Genomic DNA, 19,501 nt, shown 5'->3' with positions numbered 1-19,501 from the left:
ATCTGATGAACACCTTCATCAAGCAGTCCTGGGCGGGCCTGCGCGTGCTGATCGCGCTGACGATCATCCTCGGCGTCGTGTACCCGCTGGCAGTCTGGGGGATCGCCCGGATCCCCGGCCTGCAGTCCAACGCCGAGGGCTCGGTCGTCACGCAGAACGGGCAGGCCGTCGGGTCGTCCCTGATCGGCATCGACCCGGTACCGGCCGACCCCGCGCACGACCCGTGGTTCCACAACCGGCCCTCGGCCGGGTCGAAGGATTCGCTCGGCCCTGGTGACCCGTCGACCTCGGGCGCGTCGAACAAGGGTCCGTTCAACGAGGACCTCGTGAAGACCATCACCGAGCGCAAGGACCTCATCGCGAAACGGGAAGGCGTGTCCCCGGCCCAGGTGCCGGCCGACGCCGTGACCGCTTCCGGTTCGGGTCTCGACCCCTCGATCAGCGTCGCCTACGCCGACCTGCAGATCGCGCGGGTCGCGCGCAACACGGGGCTGTCGGAGGACAAGGTGCGCCAGCTCGTCGAGGCGAACACCACGGGCGCCGGGATCGGTGTCCCCGGGGTGAACGTGCTGCCGCTCAACTTGGCCGTGCATTCGGCCGCGCCTGGAGCACACTGACAGCGTGAGCACACCGAGCACGACCCCGAAGCCGCGTCGAGGTGAACTGCGGATCTACCTCGGCGCGGCTCCGGGGGTCGGCAAGACCTTCGCGATGCTGGGCGAGGCCCGGCGACGGCTGGAGCGCGGGACCGACGTGGTCGTGGGCCTCGTGGAGACCCACGGCCGGCAGAAGACCGCCGATCTGCTGGACGGCCTCGAGGTCGTGCCCCGGCGCACGGTCACCCACCGCGGGCACGAGTTCGCCGAGATGGACCTCGAAGCCATCCTGAAGCGCGCGCCCGAGGTCGTCGTGGTCGACGAGCTGGCGCACACCAACGTGCCCGGCGCGCGCCACGACAAGCGCTGGCAGGACGTCGACGAGCTGCTCGAGGCGGGCATCGACGTGCTGTCCACGGTCAACGTGCAGCACCTGCAGAGCCTCAACGACGTCGTCGAGCGCATCACGGGCGTCACGCAGCAGGAGACCGTGCCGGACGAGGTGGTGCGCCGGGCCGAGCAGCTGGAGCTCGTCGACATCACGCCGGAGGCGCTGCGGCGCCGGCTCGCGCACGGCAACGTCTACCCGGCCGAGCGCATCGACGCCGCGCTCGGCAACTACTTCCGGCCCGGCAACCTCACCGCGCTGCGCGAGCTGGCGCTGCTGTGGGTCGCCGACCAGGTCGACGTCGCGCTGCAGCGCTACCGCGCCGAGCAGAAGATCACCGACACCTGGGAGGCGCGCGAACGCGTCGTCGTGGCCATCACCGGCGGGCCGGAGAGCGAGACGCTGATCCGGCGCGCGAGCCGCATCGCGACGCGCGCGGGTGCGGAGCTGCAGGTCGTGCACATCCTGCGCGGCGACGGCCTGTCCGGCCTGGGCCCGACCGCGATGGCGCGCAGCCGCACGCTGGCCGAAGAGGTCGGCGCGACGTTCCACGCGGTCGTCGGCGACGACGTGCCCACCGCGTTGCTGGACTTCGCCCGCGGGGTCAACGCGACGCAGCTCGTGATCGGCACTTCGCGGCGCTCACGCGTCGCGCGGCTGTTCGACGAAGGCATCGGCGCGGCCGTGGTCCAGCAGTCCGGGTCGATCGACGTGCACATGGTCACGCACTCCTACGCCGGCGGACGGCTGCGGGCCAGGCTGGGCGCGAGCCCGCTGGCGCCTTCGCGGCTGGTGGTCGGCTGGGTGCTGAGCCTGCTGCTGCCGATCCTCGCGACGGGGCTCGGCGTGCTGCTGCGCGACACCGTCGAGTTCTCCACCGACGTGATCCTCTACGTGCTCGCGACGGTGATCGTCGCGCTCGTGGGCGGGCTCGGCCCGGCGGTGATCGCGGCGGTGTTCGGTGCCGGTCTGCTCAACTTCTTCTTCACCCCGCCGCTGTACACGCTCAACGTGCACAGCCCGCAGAACGTGGTCACGCTCGTCGCGATGATCGTGGTCGCCGTGCTGGTGGCACTGGTCGTCGCGGCGGCGGCGCGGCGGGCCACGCAAGCCGCGCGGGCCCGGACCGAAGCGGCGCTGCTGGCGTCGTACGCGCGCACGGTGCTGACGAACCCGAACCCGATCGAGCGGCTGCTGGAGAAGGTGCGGGAGAACTTCGGCCTGACGTCGGTCACGTTGCTGGAGAAGAAGAACGGCGAGTGGCGGAAGGTCGCGCTCGCCGGCCAGTTCCCGTGCGCCGACCCGGACGAGGCCGATGTGGACATCGCGGTGACCGCCGACGTCCACCTCACCCTGCGCGGGCGCACGCTGCCCGCGGCCGACCGGCGCGTGCTCGAAGCCGTGGCCGGACAGGCGCTGCTCGCCCTGCGCCAGCAGCGGATGGCGGCCGCCGCGGCCGCCGCCGAGCGCAAGGCCGAGGCGACGGAACTGCGCACCACGCTGCTCTCGGCCGTCGGCCACGACCTGCGGACGCCGCTCACGTCGATCAAGGCCGCGATCGGCAGCCTGCGCGCGCCGGACCTGTCGCTGTCCGATGAGGACACCGCGGAGCTGCTGGAGGCCATCGAGCTCTCGGCCGACCGGCTCACCGGGCTCATCGACAACCTGCTCGACTCCTCGCGCCTGGCCACCGGCGCCGTGACGCCGCACTTGCGGCCCGTGGGCTACGACGAGGTGGTGGCCCACGCGCTGTCCAACGTGGACAACTCCCAGGACGTCAAGGTGGCCGTGGACGCGCGCCTGCCGTCGGTGCAGGCCGACCCGGGCCTGCTGGAACGCGTGATCGCCAACGTGCTCGACAACGCGCTGCGCCACGGCGGCGGCCAGGTGTCGGCGCGGGCGAGCGCGCACTCGGAGCACGTGGAACTGCGTATCGTGGACCACGGGCGGGGCCTGAAGAAGGGCACCGCCGACTCGGCGTTCGCGCCGTTCCAGCGGCTCGGCGGCGACCGCGACTCCACGCCCGGCGTCGGGCTCGGGCTGTCGGTCGCCAAGGGCTTCATCGAGGCGATGGGGGGCACCATCCGGGCCGAGGACACGCCGGGAGGCGGCCTCACCGTCGTGATCTCGCTGCCGGCCTACACCGGGCAGCACCCGGACAAGGACCTCCTCAAGATCGACGAGGCCATCGACGGGGCCATCGAGGAGGGAGTGGGAACGTGAGTCCCGACAAGGCGGCCACTGTGCTGGTGGTCGACGACGAGCCGCAGATCGTGCGCGCACTGCGGATCAACCTCAACGCCCGCGGGTACAAGGTGATCACCGCGCACGACGGCACCGCCGCGCTCAAGGCCGTCGCCGAGACCAAGCCCGACGTGGTCGTGCTCGACCTCGGCCTGCCCGACCTCGACGGCACCGAGGTCATCGCCGGCCTGCGCGGCTGGACGACGGTGCCCATCATCGTGCTGTCCGCCCGCGGCGACTCTGCCGACAAGGTCCAGGCCCTCGACGCGGGCGCCGACGACTACGTGACCAAGCCCTTCGGCATGGACGAGCTGCTGGCCCGGCTGCGGGCCGCGGTGCGGCGCTCGGCCGTCGCCGGCGCCGACGGCGCGGAAGCGGTGGTCGACACGGGTTCCTTCACGATCGACCTGGCCGCGAAGAAGGTCCGCCGCGACGGCAAAGAGGTGCACCTGACCAAAACCGAGTGGGGTGTGCTGGAGCTGCTCGTGCGCAACCGCGGCCGGCTGGTGGCGCAGAAGCAGTTGCTGCACGAGGTGTGGGGCCCGTCGTACGAGACGGAGTCGCACTACCTGCGCGTGTACCTCGCGCAGTTGCGGCGGAAGCTGGAACCCGAGCCGTCGCGTCCGCGGCACCTGCTGACCGAACCCGGCATGGGGTACCGCTTCGAGGTCTAGACGCGACGAGGGCCGCCCCGGTCGGGGCGGCCCTCGTCGTGCTGATCAGCTGGTGGGACCAGCGGGGTCGGTGGTGCGAACGTCCGAAGAGGACGGAGTCGGCGGAGTGCTCGGCGGCTCGCCGCTGCTGCTCGAGCCACCGCCTCCGCTGGTGCTGGTGCTCGGCGGATCCGACGGGCTCGAAGGCGGGCTCGTCGGTTCGCTCGGCTTCGTCGAGGTGGGCTTCGTCGGTGTCGTCGACGGCGGCGGGTCGCTCCGCGGTGTCGTCGTCGGCATCACCGTGTTGCCCCCTCCCGGCGGCGGGTTGTGGCCCGGGTTGTTCGGCGGCGGCGCCACCACCGACGTCGTCGGCACCCCGTCCGAGCCCGTGGAGACCACCGTCGTCGGGGTGGCCGAGCTCGACGGGGCATCACCGGGCGTCGGCTGGCCCGAGACGGTCATCGGGGCGCCCGGCACCGCGTTGCCCGGCACGACCTGCGAGCTGCCCGGCAGGGTGCCCTGGCCGCCGCCGGGGACGGAGGTGGAGTCGGCGGCCGTGCTCGGGCCCGCCAGTTCGGCGACCGCGGCGAACGCCGTGGCCACGACCAGGCCGCTCACGCCGAGGATGGCGTAGCCGGCCCGGTTCATGATGCCGCTCGCGGCCTTGGGCGGAGCGACGGAGACGCGTGCGCTCGGATCCGGCCCGTCGGGACGGGACATGCAGGCTCCTCACATGCAATTCGACTCGATCGAGGTGGTGACCGATCGACGCTGGTCGGGGACGCGGTTGCGCGGGCACCGGGAGACGCAGGCGATCACCGGTTCCCGGAAGTCGTGTCGCGGTTCGGTCCGGCTCCCCGGGTTCTGCGCGGGGGATCGAGGTGCCGGACGCGGACCTCGGCGGGGAGGTTATCACCGCCAGTGACCCATTCGCGCAGGTACGGGCCTCGTACCGTCACTGTCCGCAGCGGGTGGCGTGGGGCAGGATGGACGCGTGAGTGAGGAAGAAACACACATCCGGTTGGCGGCGTGGGTGCACGGGCGCGTGCAGGGGGTCGGTTTCCGCTGGTGGACCCGGAGCCGCGCGCTGGAGCTCGGGCTGGTCGGCTTCGCGCGCAACTTGCCCGACGGCCGTGTCGAGGTGGTAGCGGAGGGTGGTCGAGACCACTGTGAGCGGTTGTTGGCCGCCCTGCGGTCGGGAGAATCACCCGGAAGTGTGGATCACGTCGTCGAGCGCTGGAGCCCGGCCAAAGGCGGCCTGACGGGCTTCCTGGAGCGCTGAGCGGCCCCGGGCCGGCACTGGGCCACCTGAGTGGCTCCTGTGATGACTGGGACACGAGGGGTTGCCGGGGTGAGTGGATCTGTGCTAGGCGCGCCGGGACGCGACGGCCTCCCACGGTCACGGCCGGTGCCCAGGTAGCCTTGGCCGATTGAAGAGCCAGTACCGGCGGCCGGAGGGGTCAGCACCAAGTGCACCTGAAAAGCTTGACGCTGAAGGGTTTCAAGTCCTTCGCGTCGGCCACCACGCTGCGGTTCGAACCCGGGATCACGTGCGTGGTCGGCCCGAACGGTTCGGGCAAGTCCAACGTGCTCGACGCCCTGCGCTGGGTCATGGGCACCCAGGGCGCGAAGGACTTGCGCGGCGGCAAGATGGAGGACGTCATCTTCGCCGGCACCGCGGGGCGCGCCCCACTGGGCCGCGCCGAGGTCACGCTCACCATCGACAACACCGACGGCGCGCTGCCCATCGAGTACACCGAGGTCTCCATCACGCGCCGGATGTTCCGCGACGGCGCCAGCGAGTACGAGATCAACGGTGACCGCTGCCGTCTGATGGACGTGCAGGAGCTGCTGTCGGACTCCGGCATCGGCCGCGAGATGCACGTCATCGTCGGGCAGGGGCAGCTCTCGGCGATCCTCGAGTCGAAGCCCGAGGAGCGCCGCGCGTTCATCGAGGAGGCCGCGGGCGTCCTCAAGCACCGCAAGCGCAAGGAACAGACCCTGCGCAAGCTCAACAACATGCAGGGCAACCTCGACCGCCTCGGCGACCTCACCACCGAGCTGCGCCGCCAGCTCAAGCCGCTGGGCAAGCAGGCCGAGATCGCGCGCAAGGCGCAGTCCGTGCAGTCCGAGCTGCGCGACGCGCGCCTGCGCCTGCTCGCCGACGACCTGGTCACCCAGCGCGAGGCCATCGCCAAGGAGGAGGCCGACGAGCGCACCGCCCGCCAGCGCCGCGCCGAGGTGGAGCAGGCGCTGGAGGTCGTGGCGGCGGAGGAGACCGAGCTCGAGGCGTCGCTGGCCGAGGACGCGCCGAAGCTGCAGACCGCGCAGGAGACCTGGTACAAGCTCTCGGCGCTGGCCGAACGGCTGCGCGGCACCGTGCGGCTGGCCGTGGAGCGCCAGCGGCACCTGTCGGCCGACGTGTCGGCCCCGACGGGCGGCCGTGACCCGGAGGAGCTGCTGGCCGAGGCCGAGCAGGTCGCCGAGCGCGAAGAGGAGCTCAACGAAGCCGTCATGGAGGCCCGCGAGTTGCTGGCCGAGACCGTGCTGCGGCGCGAAGAGCTCGAACAGCGCGTGCAGGCCGCCGAACGCGCGCACTGGGCCGCCGTGCGGGCCATCGCCGACCGCCGCGAGGGCATGGCGAAGCTGACCGGCCAGGTCGAGGCGCTGCGCAGCAAGACCGGCGCCACGGCCGAGGAGATCGACCGCATCTCCGTGTCGCTGCAGGAATCGGCCGAGCGCGCGGAGATCGCGCTGGAGGAGCTCGAAGAGGCCAAGGCCGAGGGCGGCGCCGAGGAGTCCGACGACGCGGAGCTGCTGCAGCGCCACGACCGCGCGGTCGAGGCCAACACCGCGGCCAAGGCGCGCGTCGAGGAGCTCGTCAAGGCCGAGCGCGCCGCCGAGCGGGAGATCGCGTCGGAGCGGGCGCGGGTCGAGGCGCTGTCCATGGGCCTCAAGCGCAAGGACGGCGCCGGCGCGCTGCTGGGTGCGTCGCACGAGCTGCCGGGCCTGCTGGGTTCGGTCGCCGCGCTGCTCACCGTCGAGGCCGGGCACGAGGTGGCGCTGGCCGCCGCGCTCGGCCCGGTGGCCGACGCCGTGGCCGTGGCCGGCGGCGAGCAGGCGCTGACCGCGCTGAAGTACTTGAAGGACACCGATTCCGGCCGCGCCGGGATCCTGCTCGGCGCGAACGGGTTCCCCGGGTCCACTGTGGACACCAGCTCGTGGCCGGTGCTGCCCTACGGCGCCCGCTGGGCCCGCGAGGTCGTGACGGCACCGGCGCAGCTGCGCCCCGCCGTGGAGCACGCGCTCGACAAACTGGCGCTGGTCGACGGCCTCGACGCCGCCCGGCAGCTGGTGGCGAGCCACCCGGACGTCCGCGCGGTTACTCGCGAAGGCGACGTTTTCGGTACCCGCTGGGTCGCCGGCGGGTCCGCCGCGCGCGAGAGCGTGATCGAGGTCCAGGCCGCGGTCGAAGAGGCGGCCGAACGGCTGCGGACGGCCGAACGGGCCCTGGAGCGCTTCTCCGCCGAACTGGAAGGAGCCCGCGCCGAACAGCAGGCGCGGCGCGAGGAAGTCGGCCAGGCCAAGGACGCCCTCGGTGAGGCGAAGGTGCGCAAGGCGCGTTCGTCGGAGCGGCTGAACCGGCTGCAGCAGGCCGCGCGCTCCGCGCAGGCGGAGGTCGAGCGGCTCACCGCGCAGCGCACGAAGGTCGAGCAGAGCCGTGAACAGGCGCTGGCGCAGCTGGCGGAGATGGAGGAGCGGCTCGCCGCCGTCGCCGAGCAGCCGGTGGAGGACGACCCCGACACGGCGGAGCGCGACGAGGCCGTGGAGCTGCTGACCGGCGTCCGCCAGGAGGAGGTCGAGGCGCGGCTCGCGCAGCGCACCGCCGAGGAGCGGGCGCGCAGCATCGCCGGGCGCGCCGACTCGCTGCGCCGGGCGGCCCGTGCGGAGCAGGAAGCCCGTGAACGCGCGGCCAAGGCCCGGGCGGCGCGGGAGCGCGGTGCGGAGATCGCCAACGCCGTGGTGAACGCCGGTGAGTTCGCGCTGGAGCGCATCGAGCACTCCGTGCAGCGCGCGGCCGCCGAGCGCGACGAGGCCCAAGCCCAGCGCCAGACCCGCGAAACCGCGCTCACCGCGGTGCGCGGCAAGGTGCGCGAGCTGTCCGGCGAGCTCGAGAAGCTCACGGACGCCGTGCACCGCGACGAAGTCCTGCGCGCCGAGCAGCGGCTGCGGCTGGAAACCCTCGAGGGCAAGATCGCCGAGGACTTCGGCATCGGCCTCGAGGACCTCGTCCGCGAGTACGGCCCGGACGTGCCGGTGCCGCCGAGCGCCGGCGAGATGGCCGAGTACGAAGCGGCGAAGGAGCGCGGCGAGGACGTCACGGCGCCGCCGCCGATGCCGTACGACCGCGACACGCAGGCCCGCCGCGCCCGGCGTGCCGAGAAGGACCTGTCGCTGCTGGGCAAGGTGAACCCGCTGGCGCTGGAGGAGTTCGCGGCGCTGGAGGAGCGCTACAAGTTCCTCTCGACCCAGCTCGAAGACCTCAAGGACACGCGCAAGGACCTCGAGGCCGTGATCCGGCAGGTCGACGAGAAGATCCTCGAGGTGTTCGCCTCGGCCTACGCCGACGTGGCTCGCGAGTTCGAGACCGTGTTCGGCGTGCTGTTCCCGGGCGGGGAGGGCCGGATGGTCCTCACCGAGCCCAACGACCTGCTCGCCACCGGCGTCGACGTCGAGGCGCGCCCGCCGGGCAAGAAGGTCAAGCGGCTCTCGCTGCTGTCCGGTGGCGAGAAGTCGCTGGTGGCCGTGGGCATGCTGGTCGCCATCTTCCGCGCCCGCCCCTCACCCTTCTACGTGATGGACGAGGTGGAGGCGGCGCTGGACGACACCAACATGCGCCGCCTGATCGGGCTGCTGGAGCAGCTTCGCGACTCCTCGCAGCTGATCATCATCACCCACCAGAAGCCGACCATGGAGATCGCCGACGCGCTCTACGGCGTGAGCATGCAGGGCGACGGCATCACCAAGGTGATCTCGCAGCGCCTGCGGGCCACCGAAGAGGAGCCGGTGCCGGCGAGCTGAGCCCGGACGTGTGAAGAGGGGCTTCCCGGATTGCCCGGGGAGCCCCTCTTCCGTCGCGGTGCCTCAGTTCCCGCCGGCCCAGAACGCGTACTCGGCCGAGTACGGCGTGGCAGTCTGCTGGCCCGCGGTGCACGAGCCCTTGGGTGCCAGGCCGCCCTTGGTGGCCAGGCGCTGCACGTACGTGACGTCGCCGAAGACACCCTTGCCGGTGGTCTGGTCGGCCTTGAGCAGCAGCTCCGGGATCGCGTCGGCGTGCTGCACGGCCTTGCCCGGCACCGCTGTGGCGGCGACGGTGCTGCCGTCCACAGTGGACGTCCACACCGGGCCCTTGCTGTGCAGCGCCACGGCCTTGTCGCCCTCGGACATGATGGCGGCGGGCTGGATCAGCGTCCACGCGCCGTTGGTGCAGCCGTAGATCTGCACGCCCTCGCCGTGGAAGGTGGCCACGCGCTTGGCGCCCGGCGGCACCTGGACCTGCGCCGCCGCGGCGATGACCTCGGGCGTGCCGTCCTGCGTGCCCGGCTGCGTTCCCGACTGGGCGCCGGTCTGCGCGCCGACGGCCGCCTTCGCCACCGCGTCCGGGGTGGCCGAACCCGCGGCGGCCGAGGAGCACGCCGTGGCACCCCCCAGCAGGATCATCGAACCCGCCGCCAGCGCCAGAGAAATCCGCTTCATCGTCCCCACCTGGATCACGGGCCCGCCACCTCGGGGCGGGCGCTCGTCTGGTGCACGAGCCCCGCCCCGAAGCGGTTCACCCGATCGGGGAAATTGGTGCGCCGCTCAGGCGGAGACTTCTTCCTTCGGTTCCTTCGGCAGTTCGACCTCGGCGGCGTGCGGGTCCGCCGTGGTGTGGCGCAGCGCCAGCAGACCGCCGACCACCAGCGAGATCACCACGCCGACGAACGTGTACCAGTACGTCGCGAGCGGCACGAGCGTCTTCGTCGCCGCGCCGAACTGGATGTGCACCGCCGTGGTCGCCTTGTCGAACTTGACGAACAGGATCAGGAACGCCATGACCACCACCGAGCACGCGAACGCGATGATCGCGTCGGTCTGGCGGGCCTTCTTCACGATCAGGCCCAGGAAGAACGCTCCCAGCAGTGCACCGTAGGTGTAGCCGACGATCCCGAGCCCCTGCTGGATCACGGGGTCCTTCGAGTTGGTGAACAGCGACGCGAAGATCGCGAACACCACGGCCCAGATCAGCGTCCACATGCGACCGTGGCGCAGCAGCTTCGAGTCCTCGACGGACCGGTGCGTGAACCGCTGGTAGAGGTCGGCGATGGTCGAGGTGGACAGCGCGTTGAGCGCCGAAGCCAGCGCGCCCATCGTGGACGCGAGGATGCCGGCGATGAGCAGGCCCGCGAGGCCGACGGGCAGGTCGTTGACGATGAAGTTGGAGAACACGTCGTCCGGCGACATCTTCCCGGCCGCGACGGCGGTGGCGGTCGCGCCCGTCTTGCCGCCGGTGAACACCCACAGCATCGCGCCGACGACCAGGAACAGCGCGAACTGCACGAACACCACGATCGACGAGCCGATGAGCGCGCGCTGGCCGTCGCGCAGGCTCTTCGTGGACAGCAGCCGCCCGACGATCAGCTGGTCCGCGCCGTGCGAGGCCATCGACAGGAACGCGCCGCCGACCACGGCGCCGATGAACGCGTACGGGCTGGTGATGATGTTCGACGCGAAGTCGGTGAGCTTGAAGCGGCCCTGGCTCGCGGCGATCGACGTCCAGCCGTCGGGCAGCTTCGTCGACAGGAAGACGACCGCGCCGATCGCGCCCAGGACGTAGAGCGACCACTGCACCACGTCGACCCAGATCACGGACTTGATGCCGCCGACGAACGCGTAGATCACCGTGAGCGCGGTGAGCAGCACCACGATGTGCCAGTAGGCGGTGTGGATGCCGTAGTGGTCGAGGATCACCTTGATCGGGATCGCCCCCGCGAACAGCCGCAGGCCCTCGGCGAGCAGGCGCGTGACCACGAACGTCACCGACGCGGTGCCCTGCAGCCCGCGCCCGAAGCGGCGTCCCAGGAACTCGTACGCGCTCACGTAGTTGCCGCGGAAGTAGCGGGGGAGCAGCACGAACGCCGCGATGATGCGCCCGACGATGTAGCCGAACGCCACTTCGAGGAACAGGAACGCGCTGCCGAAGACCAGCCCCGGCGTCGAGATCACCGTGAGCGTGGAGGTCTCGGTGGCCACGACCGACAGCGTGACGGCCCACCACGGCATGCTGCGTTCGCCGACGAAGTAGTCGTTCGCGGACTTCTGTCTGCGGCCGACCAGCACACCGATGACCGGCATCGCCACCAGGTACACGATGACGATCACCAGATCGACTGGGTTCATGGGGATCTCCTACTTGTTCGCACCTACTTCCGCGACCCGCAAGCGGGTCACTGTGCCCCCCAGCGGGGCCGGAAGGTTCAGGGGCCCGGCGCCCGGCGTCAGGGCGCCGAGCAGCCGCGGGCCGCGCGCACCCGTCGCGGACGCCACGGTGGCCGGGACGCCGCACCAGCTCAGCCAGCCGAGCAACGCCGTGAGGTAGGCCTCCTTGCCCGCGCTGGGCAGGCCGAGGTCGTCACTCGTGCGCAGCGCCACGCCGGGCAGGTTGTCGCGCAGTGCCGCCACGACGGCGGGGTTGCGCATGCCACCGCCCGAACCCACGACGGTGGCAACGCCGTGGCGACGGCATTCCGCCGCGACTGTAGTGGCCGTCAATTCGGTCAGAGTGGCCAGGAGGTCTTCGGGGGACAGCGGCGGCAGGCCGGCGAGCGCTGCGTCGAGGTAGGCGCGGTGGAAGTGCTCCTTGCCCGTGGACTTCGGTGGTGCGGCGGCGAAGTACGGGTCGGCGAGCAGGCGGTCGAGCAGGTCCCGGCGGACGGTGCCGGCCAGCGCGAGCTTCCCGTCGACGTCGGCGTGCTGCTCGCCACCGGTCGCCTGTGCGGCGGCGAGGTCGAGCAGTGCGTTGGCGGGACCGGTGTCGTAGGCGAGGAGGGCACCGTCGCCGACGACGGTGATGTTCGCGATGCCGCCCAGGTTCAGCGCGGCGACGGGCCGGCCGCTCTCCTCGGCGAGGCCGCGCAGCCACAGCGCGTCGAGCGTGCTGGCGAGCGGCGCGCCCTGGCCGCCGGCGGTGACGTCGCGGATGCGGAGGTCGGCGACGACGGGGGTGCCGGTGCGTTCGGCGATCCACGCGGGCTGGCCGAGTTGCAGCGTGCCGCGCACGACACCGTCCTCGACCCAGTGGAAGACGGTCTGGCCGAGCGAAGCGATGACGTCGACCGGCCCGTACGCGGCGATGCCCTGCGCCGCTGCTTCGGCGAAGGCCTGGCCGACGCGGGTGTCGATGACCGTCAACTGCTCGGCGCTGCTCGGGTTCGGCGGCAGCGCATCGAGGACGGCTTCGCGGACGTCGGCGGCGAAGGGCACGTCGAGTTCGCCCAGCGGGGTGAGCACCACGGTGCCGTCTTCGGCGTGCAATTCGGCGACGGCGACGTCGATGCCGTCGACCGAGGTTCCGGACAGCAGGCCGAGAACGCGGAAGCCGTGGGTGGTCATCCGGAGTGGTTTAGCGGGGGTGAAGCGGTGACGCAAGCCACGCGGTGAAGTCTTGGCCGAATCGGAACTCGGCTGGTGAGACGTTGGCCTGAAGGCTGCAGCGTGGTGGGGCGTCCGGGGGAGCCCGGAAGCGGATGACAGGATGGAGGCGTGTCGAGCACCTGGTTCTGGATCGTTGTCGTCGCCGTCGTCGTCCTGGTCGCCGTGCTGGTGTCCGGGCTGCTCATCGCACGTCGGCGCCGGATCAGCCTGCCGGAGACCCGGAAGGTCGAGGAGAAGCCGAAGGGCGGCGGGTACACCGCGGCCGGCGGCATCACCTTGGCGCCCGGGGGTACCGCCGAGGAGGCGCCTGCGCCCGACGAAGTGGTGGAGCACCCCGTCGAGGACCGCCCGGAGGTCGACGGCCAGCCCGCGGTCGGCGACGACGCCGCCGTGCCGCGCGATTCCGACCAGCGGACGATGCGCGACGTCAAGCTGCCCGAGCCCGAGGTGTCCGAAGGCCCCGCGGCGGCGCCCGTCGAGGGCACGGTGGAGCCGATCGAACCGGTCGTGCCCGTCGAGGAGATCGAGCCCGCGAGCGGCCGGCTCGAGCGGCTGCGCGGCCGGCTGTCCAAGTCGCGCTCGATGTTCGGCCAGAGCCTGCTCGGCCTGCTCGGCGCGGGTGACCTCGACGAGGACTCCTGGCAGGACGTGGAAGACACGCTGCTCGTGGCCGACCTCGGTGCCGCCACCACGACCCAGATCGTCGACCGCCTGCGCGACGAGCTGACGCGCCGCGCCGTCCGCACGTCCGCGGATGCGCGTGACGTGCTGCGCGAAGTGCTGACCGCCGCGCTGTCCACGGACGGCGTGCGCGCCGTGCGCGCCCTGCCGCATTCCGTGGACGGCCAGAAGCAGCCCGCGGTGGTCCTCGTCGCGGGCGTCAACGGCACCGGCAAGACCACGACCACCGGCAAGCTCGCGCGCGTGCTCGTCTCGCAGGGCTCCACCGTCGTGCTGGGCGCGGCCGACACGTTCCGCGCCGCGGCCGCCGACCAGCTCCAGACCTGGGCCGAACGCGTCGGCGCCTCCGTCGTGCGCGGCAAGGAGGGCTCCGACCCCGCGGCCGTCGCGTTCGACGCGGTCAAGCGCGGCATCGACGAAGGCGCCGACGCCGTGCTCGTCGACACCGCCGGCCGGCTGCACACCAAAACGGGCCTGATGGACGAGCTTGGCAAGGTCAAGCGCGTCGTCGAAAAGCAGGCCAAGGTCGACGAGGTGCTGCTCGTGCTCGACGCCACCACGGGCCAGAACGGCCTCGCCCAGGCCCGCGTCTTCGCCGAAGTCATCGACGTCACCGGCATCGTCCTGACGAAACTCGACGGCACGGCCAAGGGCGGCATCGTCTTCCAGGTCCAGAAGGAACTCGGCGTGCCCGTCAAGCTGGTCGGCCTGGGCGAAGGCCCGGACGACCTGGCCCCCTTCGAACCCGGCGCCTTCGTCGACGCCCTGCTCGGCTGACCCCGGATGGGTGATCATCGGGCAATCCGCCGATAACGCCCGCTGATCTCTGCCACGGTTGGCCCCGGAACCGGGAACGGCTGGGGTGATACCGCGTTGCTGCATCGCGTGCTCGACTTCGACGGGTTCGACGACTTCACCGTTTTCGACGCGGAGCCGACCCGGTGAGCGTCGCCCTCATCCTCGTGATCGTCATCGGTGGTACGGCGCTGATCGCGGCCGCGGTGGGCTGGTTCCTGGTGCGGAACAAGCGAAACGTCGAACGCGCCGAAGCCGGGGTGCTGGCGCGCCTGCGGCAGGAGGCGCAGCGGCGTGGCTGGCGCTACGAGGAGCGTAACGACTCCTACTGCCGCTTCTACAACGAAGGCGACCTGCGCATCCGGCGGTCGATCGCCGACGAGCTGCTCTCGCCGACTGATCCGTTCGACTTACCGCCCGAAGCGGTGGAGGCGCACGAAGTCGTGAGCGGGGTGCACCGGGGGCACCCGTTCCTCGCGGCGGTGTTCAAGGTGCGCCACTCCGGGCCGAGCGGTGAACAGCTGGTGGTGTGGGTGCGGACCCCGGGTTGGGGCCCGGCGCTGCAGGTGAGCCCGGCGGTGCAGTTCGCGAGTCGCGTCAACGATGCGGTGGGGCGGGGTGATCTGCGGGTCGGCGATCCCGAGTTCGACGAGCGCTACGACGTGCGCACCGGCGACGACCGTTTCGCGCGAGCGGTGCTCGTGCCGCCCGTCACCCACTTCCTGAAGACCGATCCGCGTCCGTTCCGCGGGTTCACGGTGATCGGGGCCAACCTCGACTTCTTCGACCGCGTCACCGAACACCGGGACCCCGCCACCCTCGTCGCCGCGCTGGATCTGCGGTGCGATCTGCTCGAACTGATCCCGCGGCCGGCGTGGGGCTGAGGGCGGCGACCATCACCACCGTCAACGGCAGCGACGTCCGCTACTCCGTGCAGGTCGACGATCACGTCAGCGGCAAATGAAGTGACACCCGGGCGCGCGCGGGCGCACACTCCTGCCATGGCTTGACGTTCGCGCGCTCCGCCCCGGGCTCTCGTCGAAACCCGACCAGGACACGACGAGAGGACAGTCATGATCATCTCAGGCCCGCGCGTGACCCTGCGCCCCCTCACGAGGGCCGACGCGCAGCGCGTGCACGAAATCCTGTCCGCGCCCGAAGTCGCCCGCTGGTGGGGCGAGCCGGACCACGAAGCCGATTCGCTGTTCGACGAGGAGCCCGGGTTTTCCGCCTACGCCGTCGAAATCGGCGGGGAAACCGTCGGGCTCATCCAGAGCTGCGAGGAACTCGAACCGCAGTACCGGCACGCCGGCATCGACATCGCGATCGACCCGGCGCACCACGGCCGCGGCATCGGCCCGGAGGCGATCCGCGTGCTCGCGCAGCACCTGTTCGCCCACGGCCACCACCGGCTCACCATCGACCCCGCCGCCGCGAACGAACGCGCCGTGCACGTGTACACCAAGCTCGGTTTCCGGCCCGTCGGCGTGCTGCGCCAGTACGAACGCGGCGCCGACGGCACCTTCCACGACGGCCTGCTGATGGACCTGCTGAAAACCGAGCTCAGGTGACGGGCAGCTGGTGCGAAAGCCGGTCGGCGATCTTCTGCACCACGGGCGCGATGGTCGCCACCGCGTCCGCGGTCAGCCGCCCCGACGGGCCGGACACCGACACCGCCGCGGGCACCGGCATGCCGGGCACCGCAACGGCGATGCAGCGCACGCCCAGCTCCTGCTCGGCCTCGTCCAGCGCGTACCCCTGCTCCGAGATGCGCACGAGCTCACTCGCGAGCGCGTCCGGGTCGGTGAAGGTGTGCTCGGTGTAGGCGGGCATGCCGGTGCGCCCGAGCAGCCCGGCGACCTCGTCGGGCGGCAGCTGCGCGAGCATCGCCTTGCCGACGCCGGTGCCGTGGGGCAGCAGCCGACGGCCGACCTCGGTGAACATGCGCATCGAGTGCTTCGACGGCACCTGCGCCACGTACACGACTTCGTCGCGCTCCAGCACGGCGAGGTTGGCCGTCTCGCCGACCTCCTCGACGAGCTCGACGAGCAGCGGGCGCGCCCACGCGCCGAACTGCATGCTCGCGTTCTCCCCGAGCCGGATCAGTCGCGCGCCCAGCGCGTAGCGGCGGTTGGTGTTCTGCCGGACGTACCCGAGGTCCACGAGCGTGCGGATCAGCCGGTGAATCGTCGGCATCGGCAAGCCGGACAGGGTCGCGAGCTCCGACAGGCTGGCCTCCCCGCCGGTGTCCGCGAGGTGCTCCAGCAGCTCGAACGCTCGCTGCAAGGACTGGACGCCGCCGTCCCGTCCGCTCTTCTCAGCCGCCACCGGTGGTCCTCCTCACAGAACTCCTGCACAGGCCCGTTTGAGCTTCCGCCATGCAGAAACTATAGTCCGTCAGGTAAAAACCGTAGGGACGTTATCCAAAGAACGACTCGGGGTGTTTCGCATGTCTGAAGTCCAGGTGCTCGGCGGCTCGGTAGACCGCGGCGACGAGGTCCTGACGCCGGAAGCCCTCGCCTTCCTGGCGGGCCTCCACGACGCCTTCGCGGCGCGCCGGGACGAGCTGCTCGTGGCCCGCGGCAAACGCCGCGAAGAGGCCCGCACGACCGGCCGGCTCGACTTCCTGCCGGAGACCAAGGAGATCCGCGAGGGTGAGTGGCAAGTCGCCGAGGCGCCGCCGGCCCTGCGCGACCGCCGCGTGGAGATCACCGGCCCCACCGACCGCAAGATGACCATCAACGCCCTCAACTCCGGCGCCAAGGTGTGGCTCGCCGACTTCGAGGACGCCAACACGCCCCACTGGACCAACGTCGTCGGCGGCCAGGTCAACTTGCGCGACGCCGTCCGCGGCGACATCACGCTGGAAAGCGGCGGCAAGAGCTACGCGCTGAAGGACGACGTCGAGCACGCCACCATCGTGGTCCGCCCGCGCGGCTGGCACCTCGACGAGCGCAACCTCACGTTCGGCGGGCGCAAGGGCGTCGGCGCGCTGGTGGACTTCGGCCTGTACTTCTTCCACAACGTCCGCGCGCTGCTGGCCGGCGACAAGGGCCCGTACTTCTACCTGCCCAAGATGGAGAGCCACCTCGAGGCGCGGCTGTGGAACGACGTGTTCACCCACGCCGAGAAGGAGCTGGGCATCGAGCACGGCACCGTCCGCGCGACCGTGCTGATCGAGACGATTCCCGCCGCGTTCGAGATGGAGGAGATCCTCTACGAGCTGCGTGAGCACGCGTCGGGTCTCAACGCGGGCCGCTGGGACTACCTGTTCAGCGTGATCAAGTACTTCCGCGACGCGGGTGAGAAGTTCGTGCTGCCGGACCGCAACTCGGTGACGATGACGGCGCCGTTCATGCGCGCGTACACCGAGCTGCTGGTGCGTACGTGCCACAAGCGCGGCGCGTTCGCGATCGGCGGCATGGCGGCGTTCATCCCGAGCAAGGACCCCGCCGTCAACGAGGGTGCCTTCGAGAAGGTGCACGCCGACAAGGCGCGCGAGGCCGGCGACGGCTTCGACGGTTCCTGGGTCGCGCACCCCGGCATGGTCGCGCTGTGCAAGGAGGAGTTCGACAAGGTCCTCGGGGACAAGCCGAACCAGCTCGAGCGCAGGCGCGACGAGGACTGGGATCCCGCGGCGACCGCCGACCAGCTGCTCGACGTCGCCTCGACCCCCGGCGGCGCCACCGCGGCCGGCCTGCGCGCCGCGGTCGACGTCGGCCTGCGCTACCTCGCGTCGTGGCTGAGCGGCAATGGCGCGGCGGCGATCCACAACCTGATGGAAGACGCGGCCACGGCCGAGATCTCCCGGTCGCAGGTGTGGCAGTGGGTCAAGAACGGCACTGTGCTGGACAACGGCGAGACGGTGACCGCGGAGCTCGTGCGCGGGGTGCTGGCCGACGTCCGCGCCGAGTTGTCGGCCGAGGTCGAGGAAGACCAGCTGGCGCTGGCCGCCGAGCTGTTCGAGCAGGTCGCGCTGGCCGACGAGTTCCCGGACTTCCTCACGCTCCCGGCCTACGAGCACATCAAGTAATGGGCGACGGCCGGCTCACCGAGGACGTCTACACCGCCGCCGATGCGCGCCTCGCCGAGGCCGACGCGCGCGTCGCCGCGACGTACCCCGGTGAGCCGCCGGGTCGCCGGCCCGTGCACACCGTGTACGTGCCGGCGTCCCAGTACCGCACGCGCCTCGTCGCCGACTGGGGCAAGCAGGCCATGCGCGTGTTCGTCGAGCGGGGCGACCTGCTCGGCCTTTCCCCGGACGTCGCCGAGCGCGTGCACGCGAAACTGCTGACCGAGCCGATCGAAGACCTGCGCATCGACTTCGAAGACGGCTACGGCAATCCCGGCGACGCCGAGGAAGACGCGGCGGCGCTCGACGCCGGCCGCGTGCTGGCGACCACGGGCGGCACCCCGTTCGTGGGGATCCGGTTCAAGAGCTTCGAAGCCGCCACGCGCCGCCGCGGGATTCGGACGCTGGACCTGTTCCTCTCCGGCTTGCTGGAGAACGGCCCGCTGCCCACGGGTTTCGTGGTGACGCTGCCGAAGGTGACCGCCGTCGACCAGGTCTCGGTGGCGGCCGACGTGCTGGCGCAGCTGGAAGTCGCCTACGGCCTCGCCGACGGCGTGCTGCGCTTCGAGGTCCAGATCGAGACGGCGCAGTCCATCCTGGCCGCCGACGGCACCGTCGCGGTCGCCCGCATCATCCAGGCCGCGCAGGGCCGGTGCTCGGGCCTGCACTACGGCACGTACGACTACAGCGCGGGCCTCGGCATCAGCGCGGCGTACCAGAGCATGGACCACCCCGCCGCCGACTTCGCCAAGCACCTCATGCAGGCCGCGGCCGCCGGCACGGGCGTCCGCCTCTCCGACGGCTCCACCAACCGCCTCCCCGTGGGCGACGACCTGCCCGGCGCCTGGGCCGAACACCTCCGCCTCGTGCGGCGCTCCCTGGAGAACGGCTTCTACCAGGGCTGGGACCTCCACCCGCACCAGCTGCCCACCCGCTTCGCCGCCACGTACGCCTTCTACCGCGAAGGCTTCCCCACCGCCGCCGCCCGCCTGCGCGACTACGCATCCCACACGTCGTCCGGCGTCCTCGACGAACCGGCCACCGCGGAAGCCCTCGCCCACTACCTCCTCGGCGGCTACCACTGCGGCGCCCTGGAACCCTCCGACCTCCCCTTCGACCCGGCGACCCTGGACCGCTACGCCCGCCGCCTGGTCTGACCCGCCCACGCCATCGCGGAGCCCCACCGAGCACCTAGACCGGCGACGCAGGTCCACCTACGCAGCGCAACAAAACTACGCAGCAAGTCCTGCACCCAGCCCTGCCGTGCATCCCGATCGGCGACGCACCACGCATACGAATCCGCCGCCGAATTATGCAACTGAGGATGCGCCCAGCCCCTGCCCTGCACCCCAAACGGCGTCGCACCACGCGCATACGC

Annotated in this window: 15 protein-coding genes; 11 read left to right on the top strand and 4 right to left on the bottom strand. The window is 71.5% G+C overall.

The features are described 5' to 3' along the window. Positions 1-5 precede the first annotated feature (5 nt). The 6 genes from ACIA77_RS19030 to smc all read left to right on the top strand — a co-directional run bounded on the left by ACIA77_RS19030 (position 6) and on the right by smc (position 8,963). Positions 6-617, top strand: a complete 612-nt coding sequence (locus ACIA77_RS19030; protein ID WP_395887202.1) for a potassium-transporting ATPase subunit C — start codon at positions 6-8, stop codon at positions 615-617. A 4-nt stretch (positions 618-621) separates the two neighbouring features. Beyond that, on the top strand, positions 622-3,207 hold the full coding sequence (locus ACIA77_RS19025) for a DUF4118 domain-containing protein (RefSeq protein ID WP_395887201.1): 2,586 nt from the start codon (positions 622-624) through the stop codon (positions 3,205-3,207). After that, positions 3,204-3,902: a response regulator gene (locus ACIA77_RS19020; protein ID WP_395887200.1), complete on the top strand. Its 699-nt coding sequence runs from the start codon at positions 3,204-3,206 to the stop codon at positions 3,900-3,902. The genes ACIA77_RS19025 and ACIA77_RS19020 overlap by 4 nt, the downstream gene beginning before the upstream one ends. Before the next feature lie 73 nt (positions 3,903-3,975). Beyond that, positions 3,976-4,515: a hypothetical protein gene (locus tag ACIA77_RS19015; RefSeq protein ID WP_395887199.1), complete on the top strand. Its 540-nt coding sequence runs from the start codon at positions 3,976-3,978 to the stop codon at positions 4,513-4,515. Between the two features lie 360 nt (positions 4,516-4,875). Beyond that, complete coding sequence (locus ACIA77_RS19010) at positions 4,876-5,163, top strand: acylphosphatase (protein WP_395887198.1); 288 nt, start codon at positions 4,876-4,878, stop codon at positions 5,161-5,163. A 188-nt stretch (positions 5,164-5,351) separates the two neighbouring features. After that, positions 5,352-8,963 carry a chromosome segregation protein SMC gene (smc, locus tag ACIA77_RS19005; RefSeq protein ID WP_395887197.1) on the top strand — a complete coding sequence of 1,204 codons (3,612 nt, stop codon included), beginning with the start codon at positions 5,352-5,354 and terminating at the stop codon, positions 8,961-8,963. Between the two features lie 63 nt (positions 8,964-9,026). On the opposite strand, the gene ACIA77_RS19000 is transcribed toward smc, so the two are convergent. The 3 genes from ACIA77_RS19000 to ACIA77_RS18990 all read right to left on the bottom strand — a co-directional run bounded on the left by ACIA77_RS19000 (position 9,027) and on the right by ACIA77_RS18990 (position 12,533). Next, the gene (locus ACIA77_RS19000) at positions 9,027-9,638 is read right to left on the bottom strand and encodes a DUF3455 domain-containing protein (RefSeq protein ID WP_395887196.1); all 612 of its coding nucleotides are present in this window, start codon (positions 9,636-9,638) and stop codon (positions 9,027-9,029) included. A gap of 105 nt (positions 9,639-9,743) precedes the next feature. Next, a complete protein-coding gene (locus ACIA77_RS18995) occupies positions 9,744-11,321 on the bottom strand; it encodes a sodium:solute symporter (protein ID WP_395887195.1) in 1,578 nt (525 codons plus the stop codon). A gap of 9 nt (positions 11,322-11,330) precedes the next feature. Beyond that, positions 11,331-12,533 carry an anhydro-N-acetylmuramic acid kinase gene (locus tag ACIA77_RS18990; protein WP_395887194.1) on the bottom strand — a complete coding sequence of 401 codons (1,203 nt, stop codon included), beginning with the start codon at positions 12,531-12,533 and terminating at the stop codon, positions 11,331-11,333. 150 nt (positions 12,534-12,683) lie between these two features. Between ACIA77_RS18990 and ftsY the strand changes: the two genes are divergently transcribed. The 3 genes from ftsY to ACIA77_RS18975 all read left to right on the top strand — a co-directional run bounded on the left by ftsY (position 12,684) and on the right by ACIA77_RS18975 (position 15,622). Continuing rightward, on the top strand, positions 12,684-14,033 hold the full coding sequence (gene ftsY / locus ACIA77_RS18985) for a signal recognition particle-docking protein FtsY (protein ID WP_395887193.1): 1,350 nt from the start codon (positions 12,684-12,686) through the stop codon (positions 14,031-14,033). Positions 14,034-14,197: 164 nt separating this feature from the next. After that, positions 14,198-14,935, top strand: a complete 738-nt coding sequence (locus tag ACIA77_RS18980; protein WP_395887192.1) for a hypothetical protein — start codon at positions 14,198-14,200, stop codon at positions 14,933-14,935. Between the two features lie 189 nt (positions 14,936-15,124). Further along, a complete protein-coding gene (locus ACIA77_RS18975; RefSeq protein ID WP_395887191.1) occupies positions 15,125-15,622 on the top strand; it encodes a GNAT family N-acetyltransferase in 498 nt (165 codons plus the stop codon). Here the strand turns inward: ACIA77_RS18975 and ACIA77_RS18970 are convergent. Continuing rightward, entirely contained in the window at positions 15,615-16,379 is a 765-nt protein-coding gene (locus tag ACIA77_RS18970) for an IclR family transcriptional regulator (protein WP_395887190.1), read from the bottom strand. The genes ACIA77_RS18975 and ACIA77_RS18970 overlap by 8 nt on opposite strands. 121 nt (positions 16,380-16,500) lie before the next feature. Between ACIA77_RS18970 and aceB the strand changes: the two genes are divergently transcribed. Both aceB and ACIA77_RS18960 read left to right on the top strand, forming a co-directional pair. Next, on the top strand, positions 16,501-18,084 hold the full coding sequence (gene aceB, locus ACIA77_RS18965; RefSeq protein ID WP_395887189.1) for a malate synthase A: 1,584 nt from the start codon (positions 16,501-16,503) through the stop codon (positions 18,082-18,084). Beyond that, positions 18,084-19,280 carry a DUF6986 family protein gene (locus ACIA77_RS18960; RefSeq protein WP_395887188.1) on the top strand — a complete coding sequence of 399 codons (1,197 nt, stop codon included), beginning with the start codon at positions 18,084-18,086 and terminating at the stop codon, positions 19,278-19,280. Before aceB ends, ACIA77_RS18960 begins: the two co-directional genes overlap by 1 nt. Positions 19,281-19,501 lie beyond the last annotated feature (221 nt).

The sequence above is a fragment of the Amycolatopsis sp. NPDC051903 genome (assembly GCF_044452505.1).
Classification (GTDB): Bacteria; Actinomycetota; Actinomycetes; order Mycobacteriales; family Pseudonocardiaceae; genus Amycolatopsis.
The sequence above is the reverse complement of the archived record's forward strand: the minus strand, read 5'-3'. Positions and strand labels throughout refer to the sequence as shown.